At 39.7% G+C, this 6,553-nt stretch carries 5 protein-coding genes; 2 read left to right on the forward strand and 3 right to left on the reverse strand.

The features are described 5' to 3' along the window. Positions 1 to 198 precede the first annotated feature (198 nt). Positions 199 to 969: an alpha/beta fold hydrolase gene (locus tag Aru01_RS17650; RefSeq protein WP_016656474.1), complete on the reverse strand. Its 771-nt coding sequence runs from the start codon at positions 967 to 969 to the stop codon at positions 199 to 201. Positions 970 to 1,170: 201 nt separating this feature from the next. On the opposite strand from Aru01_RS17650, the gene Aru01_RS17655 reads away from it, so the two are divergent. Further along, positions 1,171 to 2,376 (forward strand): amino acid aminotransferase, encoded by a 1,206-nt coding sequence (locus Aru01_RS17655; RefSeq protein ID WP_016656475.1) that lies wholly within the window; start codon positions 1,171 to 1,173, stop codon positions 2,374 to 2,376. A 73-nt stretch (positions 2,377 to 2,449) separates the two neighbouring features. On the opposite strand, the gene Aru01_RS17660 is transcribed toward Aru01_RS17655, so the two are convergent. Next, positions 2,450 to 3,565 (reverse strand): S-(hydroxymethyl)glutathione dehydrogenase/class III alcohol dehydrogenase, encoded by a 1,116-nt coding sequence (locus tag Aru01_RS17660; protein ID WP_016656476.1) that lies wholly within the window; start codon positions 3,563 to 3,565, stop codon positions 2,450 to 2,452. 188 nt (positions 3,566 to 3,753) lie between these two features. Here Aru01_RS17660 and Aru01_RS17665 point away from each other — a divergent pair, with 188 nt between their 5' ends. After that, the gene (locus Aru01_RS17665; RefSeq protein WP_016656477.1) at positions 3,754 to 5,235 is read left to right on the forward strand and encodes a phospholipase D family protein; all 1,482 of its coding nucleotides are present in this window, start codon (positions 3,754 to 3,756) and stop codon (positions 5,233 to 5,235) included. 56 nt (positions 5,236 to 5,291) lie between these two features. Here the strand turns inward: Aru01_RS17665 and Aru01_RS17670 are convergent, their stop codons facing one another. Beyond that, positions 5,292 to 6,203 (reverse strand): bestrophin family protein, encoded by a 912-nt coding sequence (locus Aru01_RS17670; protein WP_016656478.1) that lies wholly within the window; start codon positions 6,201 to 6,203, stop codon positions 5,292 to 5,294. Positions 6,204 to 6,553: the final 350 nt, after the last annotated feature.

Consider the following 6,553-nt stretch of genomic DNA (forward strand, 5'->3'; position numbering starts at 1 on the left):
ATACAGGAATAGCGGGTGATAATTTCCCCACATGAACCGCAGCAGAATAACCGGCAATAATGATCCATAATTCAGGGCCATGGAAAATTTTAGCTCGCACTCATTTTCATCCATGAAAATATTAAAGTGTTTAAGTATACGCAGAACTAAAGGCAAATAGTTGAATCTAGAGGGTATAACTATATACCCTCTAAGTATTTATGCTTGATCCATATAGGCTTGAATAAATGAAATTATTTGTGCTGGTTGTTCTGCATGCAACCAATGTCCTGCACTACTGATCGTTTCAAGCTGCGCTTGTGGAAACTGTTGTTGTACTGCCGCAACTTGTGCATCTTGAGTGACATAATGTGAGCGACCACCACGCACAAATAATGCATCCTTGTTCCAAGCACTTTGATTTTTCCAAGATAAGATGTCTGCATAATGTGCATGTAGTGCATCTACATTAAATAACCATTGCCCTTGAGACCAAGATTTAAGCAAGAATTGAATGACCATATTTTCTTTAATGTACTGTTGCATAATTTCAGTTGCCTCTTTACGAGTCGCAACTTGAGCGTGCTGTACAGCAAATAAAGCCTGAAAAATCGTATCATGATGGTTCTCTTGATAAGCATAAGGCGCCATATCTAAGACCACGAGTTTTTGCAAACGATCAGCAGCCAAATCAGCTAAGGTCATGGCAATTTTGCCACCCATCGAGTGACCAACAACACTAAACTCATGAATATTTAAAGAATCTAGAGTCTCTACAATATCTTGTGCCATATCTTGATAACTCACCTGTGCTGAACGCGGCGAACGACCATGATTGCGCACATCAACTTGAATTGTTTCATGACTATGCTCAAAGGCACGCGCCAGTATACCCAGATTACCGATACTCCCAAATAATCCATGAATAAATAACATAGGTGCGTATGGACTGCGCTGTTCAGGTTGACGGTGTTCCAGATTTAAAATCATAAAAATATCCAGTTAAAATTTAACAATAGAATAGGTCGAAGCATCATAATTACAAAGTATAAAGATCAACAGCCAAAATATCTTGGACAATTCGTGCAAAAACATGTATTAGATTAGGCCTTGCGAAAAAATATTGGGCGCAATCAGCGACCAATGCTCCGCGATATCGTTTTACAACAAGATCAACTAGGACTTTAAGCCATGTTTCAACATGTCGATGCATATGCAGGTGACCCAATTCTGTCCCTAATGGAAGAGTTTAATAAAGATCAACGTACAGAAAAGGTCAATTTAAGTATTGGTCTTTACTATAATGAGCAAGGTATTGTACCTCAGCTCAATGCGGTAAAGACTGCACATACCCATATTGCCAAGGATAACGATAAGGTAAAATCTTATCTTCCAATGGATGGATTAAAGTCATATAACCAAGCAACGCAAAAGCTAATTTTTGGGGAAGAAAGCCCTGCACGTCAAGCTGGACGTGTCGTGACTGTACAAACACTGGGTGGTTCAGGTGCACTCAAGGTTGGTGCGGATTTACTGAAAAAATATTTCCCAAATTCTGATGTATGGGTAAGCCAACCCACTTGGGAAAACCACATTGCCATTTTTAATGGCGCTGGTATTCAAAGTCATTTTTACCCATATTATGACGCAGCAAGCAATGGTGTAGATTTTACAGCAATGCTCGAAGCCCTAAAACAAATTCCAAAACAAGGTATTGTTTTGCTTCACCCTTGCTGCCATAACCCAACCGGTGCTGATTTAACCAATGAGCAATGGGATCAAGTCATTGACGTTTGTAAGCAAGGCGAATTGATTGCATTCCTTGATATTGCTTATCAAGGCTTCGGTCAAGGCTTAGAACAAGATGCGTATGCAATGCGTGCTTTTGACCGCGCTGGCCTCAACTTTATTGTAAGCAACTCATATTCTAAAATTTTCTCACTGTATGGTGAGCGTGTCGGTGGACTTAGCATTGTTTGTGATGATGCGAATTCAGCTCAAAATGTGTTAGGGCAGTTAAAAGCAACGATTCGTCGTATTTACTCAAATCCACCAAGCACGGGCGCACTTTTGGTGAGTGATGTGCTTAATCAAGACGAACTCTACCAAGACTGGACGCAAGAGTTAAGTGCGATGCGTGAACGTATTAAAGATATGCGTCAACGTTTACATGATCAACTCAAACAAGCCATGCCAGATCGTGATTTTAGCTATCTAATCAATCAGCAAGGCATGTTCAGTTATACGGGTCTAAGCCCTGAACAAGTGGATACTTTACGTACTGATTATGCAATCTACCTGATTCGTAGTGGTCGTATGTGCGTTGCGGGTCTAAACACCCACAATATCGACTATGTTGCTCAGTCTATGGCAACGGTTATTCAGCAAAGTAACTAATCGTATAAGTACTGAAATAAGAAAACGGGCAAATGCCCGTTTTCTTATCATAACAATTAACTTGTTAAAATATTTAGTCTTCGAAATGCACAACACTACGAATCGACTTGCCTTCGTGCATAAGCTCAAACGCATGGTTAATTTCGCTTAATGGCATGGTATGTGTTACAAAAGGTTCTAATTCAATTTCACCACGCATGGCCTGTTCAACCATTCCGGGTAACTGACTACGGCCTTTAACACCACCAAACGCAGTTCCTTTCCAGCTACGCCCAGTCACTAACTGAAATGGTCGTGTTGAAATTTCTTGACCCGAACCCGCAACACCAATAATCACTGACTGGCCCCAACCACGATGTGCACACTCTAGAGCTGAACGCATAACATTGACGTTACCAATACATTCAAAAGAGTGGTCTACTCCCCAACCTGTCATTTCGACAATCACTTGTTGGATAGGTTGATCATAATCTTTAGGATTTAAACAATCAGTCGCGCCAAATTGTTTAGCCAATTCAAACTTTTCAGGGTTAGTATCTACCACAATAATGCGGCCAGCCTGAGCTTGACGTGCACCTTGCACAACAGCCAGTCCAATCCCACCTAAACCAAATACAGCAACACTATCACCGGGCTGTACTTTGGCGGTATTATGTACTGCACCAATCCCTGTTGTTACACCACAGCCCAATAAACATACTTGCTCAGGATTTGCTTCAGGATGAATCTTGGCTAAAGAAACTTCAGCAACAACGGTATATTCACTAAAAGTTGAACATCCCATGTAATGATAAATAGGCTGACCTTGATAAGAAAAACGTGTCGTACCATCAGGCATAACACCCTTACCCTGCGTTGCGCGTACTGCAACACAAAGATTGGTTTTTCCTGATTTACAGAACAAACATTCGCCACACTCAGCTGTGTAAAGTGGAATGACGTGGTCGCCAGGTTTAACGCTGGTCACACCTTCACCCACCTCAACCACAATCCCAGCACCTTCGTGACCTAAAATTGCAGGAAATACCCCTTCTGGATCATCGCCAGATAACGTAAAGGCATCAGTATGGCAAACACCACTATGTGTCACTTTAATTAAAACTTCACCAGCTTGAGGTGGGGCAACATCAACTTCTACAATTTGTAAAGGTTCTCCAGCGGCAAAGGCAACAGCTGCACGTGATTTCATTTGATTTCCTTAATTTGTAACATGTTAGGGTGCATGATCAGGACTATGTTATTTTATGTCTAATGACATGATTAACCAACTTGCAAGTCAGATTATAGACTTAGCGGATCAACTTGATGATTAAAAAAAAATTACTTCCTTTTTTTATCACTGCTTCAGTTTTGTTGAGCATAGGATGTAGCAACCATATGAATCAATCTCCAGTCGCAGAAGCACAGCTCAAAACCAACTTTAGTCATTGGATCCAAAACTCAGAGGCCAATACTAAGTTACAACAGGGTGAGACGGCTTATCTGGTCTTAGAAGATGCATTTCGAAGTATCGCTGCACGCATTTTCCTCATTCGTCACGCCAAACATAACCTTGATCTACAATATTACATCTGGGCAGATGATTTTATTGGTAATTTGATGCTGAGTGAATTATTACAGGCTGCTGATCGTGGTGTAAAGGTTCGACTGTTAATTGATGATCAAAATGGTCGACAACTAGATCCGCAATTCCGTGCACTAATGCAACACCCTAATATTCAAATTAAACTCTATAATCCCTATAAGTTTCGCACACTACGCGTATTTGACTACCTATTTAGAGCTGCCAAAATTAACCGACGTATGCATAACAAACTGATTATTGCAGACGGTTCAATTGCAGTGACTGGTGGACGTAATATTAGTGGTGAATATTTCGATGCCAGTCAATCCTTCCAGTTTACTGATACTGATGTATTATTTTTAGGGCAAGTGCTCGATCAGGCCAATCATAATTTTATTGCTTTTTGGAACCATCAGTTAAGTGCACCAATTCAGGATTATATTGATTCAGGTGCACCCCAAGATTTAGTCCAGCTCAGAACAGACTTTGAAATCTACGCACAAAATAACAAACAAACTGAGCATAAAGTTGAGGAAGAACATGAGGCTCTAGTTGATCAAATTAAAAACAGTCAGCTCTATTGGGCACAAGCCAATTTTCTAGCAGACTCCCCTGACAAAACTCTGGATCGGGTCAACGAAGAACAACTCCTGTATACCCAGTTAATCAATAAAATGGGCAAACCCCAGCAAGAGCTCGATCTAATCTCAGCTTATTTTGTTCCTACAAAATCAGGTTTAGATTTTCTTAGTCAGCTGCCTCACAACAACGTTAAAGTACGTGTAGTCACCAATGCCTACGTCGCCAATGATGTTGCTTTGGTCCATGCTTTTTACCAAAAGTATCGATATGACCTATTAAAAAGCGGTGTCAAACTTTATGAGTTTAAACCCTATATTGAACGTAATGATCGAACTTGGTATGAAGTAATGACTGGAAATGTCATCCCTGCAAAAGTAAAAAGCAAATCGAGCTTACATACGAAGTTAATTAATATTGATGACAAAGTATTTATCGGTTCTTTTAATTTTGATCCACGTTCTGCTTTTTTAAATACTGAGGTCGGCCTGCTAATTCAATCAGATCAGTTACAGGAAAAAATTTCAACCAGTCTTGATCAATCTTTAGCAAAAATCGCGTATGAGCTTCAACTGAATCCCCAAGGTGAAATCATCTGGTTAGAGCACCAACATAATGGCGATGTAATTGAATATACAGTTGACCCAGGCAGTACTTGGTTCCAACGCTTTATTATGCACAGCGTATCTTACCTACCCATTGAATGGATGATGTAATGACATCATCCATACTTTCAAATTACACCTAATGAGTTAAGACTGCTTGTTTAGTCTTATCTTAGATTTGCATTTATAATTTCTACACTTGGTGGTAGCTTTTCCCCAAGCGAGCTTAACATCTCACGTTCTACTAAACGTACAATCGAATCCAAAGGAAGATCATTTTCTTGCAGGCCAAATGGTTCTTCAAGTTGTGAACTTAGTGCATCTAAACCCAAAAACAGATAAGCAATCAATCCAACAAGTATAGGTGTCCATATACCTAAACTTGCTTCTAAACTAAAAGGTAAAATTAAGCAGAAACAGTAAACTGTACGATGCAATAAAACGGAGTATGCAAACGGTAATGGTGTACTGACAATACGATCGCAGCCAGCCTGAATATTACCTAATGCAATGATATGTTGATTCAATGCATTATAAATAATGTCGCTAATCTCTCGATCACGCAAGGCTTGTACTAAATCACGCTGAATAGCTTCAAGCACAAACTGTGAAGCATTGATATCACTTTTAAGATCTTCAAACACTTCCGCACTAAAACTATGAAACGTAGCCTCCGACTCAAAAAATGAGTTTTGTTTACGTAAACGATCACGTAACAATCGGCTAAACAACATAGTTCGACGCATTAATTTAATACGATGCTCTTCAGGCAAGACATGTGAGTCTCGTGAAATATGTCGTGAATTCGCAATCAACGCTCCCCATAACTTACGCCCTTCCCACCAACGGTCGTAACAGGCATTATTACGAAAACTCAGAAAAATCGATAAGATCACGCCAAATATAGTAAAGCCAATTGCGGGTACAGCAGGAATTTTCAAGTAATGCTGTGCAGACAAATAAACTAAACCACCTGAAATGAGCATCACGATTAAAAGTGCTGGCAATACCTTGGGTAAAATAGTCCCTTGCCATGCAAATAGTAAAGTGAGTATGTTACTTTTGTCTCGTACAATCATGATATTTTCATTCGCCGTAATTGAGATTGACTATATAGATAACAATGTATTATCGATAAAAATTATACTGCGTTTCACTTTATCTTTCATTTTATTCTAATCAGCTACTCAATGCTTAAGCCATCGAGTTTCAGTCATACAACTTAGAGTGCACACTGCTCTTTTGATGCTTCATTTCGCTTTGATCTGCCTTTTGCTTGCGATTAGGTGCCTTGTCATATTGGCCCCCCCTATTCAGCGTTTAAAACAGTTCACAGTTGAGCTTCTAAGGTAAGGATGGCTTATTATTCTAGCTTAAGGTCGTTTAAAGGTGATTACTTTATATTCTGCACTGGATTTTTTTGACATCC

The organism is Acinetobacter rudis (genome assembly GCF_000829675.1).
In the GTDB taxonomy this organism is placed as follows: Bacteria; Pseudomonadota; Gammaproteobacteria; order Pseudomonadales; family Moraxellaceae; genus Acinetobacter; species Acinetobacter rudis.

Excerpts from the sequence above, each read along its gene's own strand:
- Aru01_RS17665 (WP_016656477.1), top strand. The coding sequence starts at position 3,754 with ATGAATCAATCTCCAGTCGCAGAAGCACAGCTCAAAACCAACTTTAGT.
- Aru01_RS17660 (WP_016656476.1), bottom strand. The coding sequence starts at position 3,565 with ATGAAATCACGTGCAGCTGTTGCCTTTGCCGCTGGAGAACCTTTACAA.
- Aru01_RS17655 (WP_016656475.1), top strand. The coding sequence starts at position 1,171 with ATGTTTCAACATGTCGATGCATATGCAGGTGACCCAATTCTGTCCCTA.
- Aru01_RS17670 (WP_016656478.1), bottom strand. The coding sequence starts at position 6,203 with ATGATTGTACGAGACAAAAGTAACATACTCACTTTACTATTTGCATGG.
- Aru01_RS17650 (WP_016656474.1), bottom strand. The coding sequence starts at position 969 with ATGATTTTAAATCTGGAACACCGTCAACCTGAACAGCGCAGTCCATAC.